Genomic DNA, 1636 nt, shown 5'->3' with positions numbered 1-1636 from the left:
AACGAGCCATAGGAACGAAGGAGTATACACATGGACATCCGAGCTCAAGTTTCGATGGTCTTTCACTTGGACAAGTGCATCGGTTGCCACACCTGCAGCATCGCGTGCAAGAACATTTGGACCGATCGCAAGGGCACCGAGTACATGTACTGGAACAACGTGGAGACCAAGCCGGGTACGGGTTACCCGACACGTTGGGAAGACCAGACCAAGTATCGCGGCGGCTGGGTGGTTGACGGTCAGAGGCAGAAGAGCCTTCGGCTGCGGCTGCAGGGCAAGTGGGGAACGCTCACCAACATCTTCTACAACCCCTATCTGCCGACGCTCGACGATTATTTCGAGCCCTGGACCTACGATTACCAGAACCTGATCAGCGCGCCCTTGGCCGACGAGCAGCCGACTGCGCGGGCGATTTCGATGGTGACCGGCAAGTACATGGACACGATCGAGGCCGGTCCGAACTGGGACGACGACCTCGGCGGCTCGCAGGTCTATGCGAACAACGATCCGAACTTCGACGGCGCCTCCGATGAGGAGATGCGTCAGATCAACGAGATCAACAGCACGGTGTTCTTCTATCTGCCGCGCATCTGCAATCACTGCCTCAATCCGGGCTGTGTGGCGGCGTGCCCGCAGGGCGCGCTCTACAAGCGCGGCGAGGACGGCGTGGTGCTGGTGAGCCAGGAGCGCTGCCGCGCCTGGCGCATGTGCGTCTCGGGTTGCCCGTACAAGAAGACCTACTTCAACTGGTCGACCGGCAAGGCCGAGAAGTGCATCCTCTGCTATCCGCGTCTGGAGAGTGGCCAGCCGCCGGCGTGCTTCCACTCCTGCGTGGGACGCATCCGGTATATCGGCCTCGTGCTTTACGATGCGGACGCGATCGAGGAGACGGCCAAGTCGCCGCAGGATCAGCTGGTGATGGCGCAGCGCAACATCATCAAGGATCCGTTCGATCCGGAGATCATCGCGGCCGCGAGAGCCAACGGGATTCCCAGTGCGAAGATCACTGCGGCACAACAGTCGCCGGTCTACCAGTTCGTCAAGAAGTGGGGCATCGCGCTGCCGCTGCATCCGGAGTTCCGCACGTTGCCGATGCTGTTCTACGTGCCGCCGCTGGGGCCGGTTCTGGCCAAGGTGGAGAACGGCGTGTACGACAACATTGCTCACGAAGCGCGGCTGGGACCGTTGATGAGCTCGCTGGAACGGTCACGCGTATCGCTCCGCTATATGGCGAGCTTGCTGGCGGGCGGCAATGAGGACATCATCCGCGGTGTCTACAAGAAGCTGGTGGCGGTGCGCGTCTACATGCGTTCGAGGAAGGTCAAGGACATTCCGGACGAGGAGGTGCAGCGGGCGCTGGCGGAAGGCAAGACCACCGCGGCGGAGGTCGAGGCGATCTGGCGGCTCACCTCGATGCCGACCTTCGAGGAACGCTTTGTTGTTCCGCCGATGGAGCGTGAGACGGCGGTTGATGCTCTGTTCCCGCAGCTCGACCCGGTCTCTCACAACTATCCGATCCGCAAGGGTGCGGTCGGCGTCGGCTTCCACACCGATCCGGCAAGAGGACCATAGGCCCTCTTCCCGCACGGCAAGGCGCGAGACGGTATCCGGGTTATGCATTCGGACCCGTCTCGCG

Annotated in this window: 1 protein-coding gene; it reads left to right on the top strand. The window is 62.0% G+C overall.

Translation table 11 applies throughout. The features are described 5' to 3' along the window. The first annotated feature begins 30 nt into the window (after positions 1-30). The gene (gene narH / locus B2M20_RS14950) at positions 31-1572 is read left to right on the top strand and encodes a nitrate reductase subunit beta (RefSeq protein ID WP_079447846.1); all 1542 of its coding nucleotides are present in this window, start codon (positions 31-33) and stop codon (positions 1570-1572) included. Positions 1573-1636: the final 64 nt, after the last annotated feature.

It is taken from the genome of Nitrobacter vulgaris, from assembly GCF_002028545.1.
GTDB lineage: Bacteria > Pseudomonadota > Alphaproteobacteria > Rhizobiales > Xanthobacteraceae > Nitrobacter > Nitrobacter vulgaris.
The sequence above is the reverse complement of the archived record's forward strand: the minus strand, read 5'-3'. Positions and strand labels throughout refer to the sequence as shown.

Bases quoted from the DNA above. Each gene is read 5' to 3' on its own strand.
- narH (WP_079447846.1), top strand. From the start codon at position 31: ATGGACATCCGAGCTCAAGTTTCGATGGTCTTTCACTTGGACAAGTGC.